General features: G+C 45.8%; 1 rRNA gene. It reads left to right on the forward strand.

Annotation, left to right across the window (positions count from 1 at the left end):
• Nucleotides 1-201 precede the first annotated feature (201 nt).
• Nucleotides 202-286, forward strand: a 23S ribosomal RNA gene (locus ACFCTO_RS12215); the annotation flags it as partial.

Genomic DNA, 286 nt, shown 5'->3' on the forward strand with positions numbered 1-286 from the left:
GCTCAGCTGGGAGAGCACCTGCCTTGCAAGCAGGGGGTCAGGAGTTCGATTCTCCTCATCTCCACCAAACTTTTTTATCATCGTACCTTGACAACTGCATAAAAATGTTAGTAATACCTCTTTTTAAAAAGAGATCTTAACGAACCTTGAATTCTTGTTCATCATGACATCCCGAGTGGATGGCGTGATACATGAAAAAATAGTCAAGTAAGTAAGGGCGTACGGCGGATGCCTTGGCCATATCAGCCGAAGAAGGACGCGATAAGCTGCGATAAGCTGCGGTGAG

It is taken from the genome of Megasphaera indica (genome assembly GCF_046614755.1).
Taxonomy (GTDB): Bacteria; Bacillota; Negativicutes; order Veillonellales; family Megasphaeraceae; genus Megasphaera; species Megasphaera intestinihominis.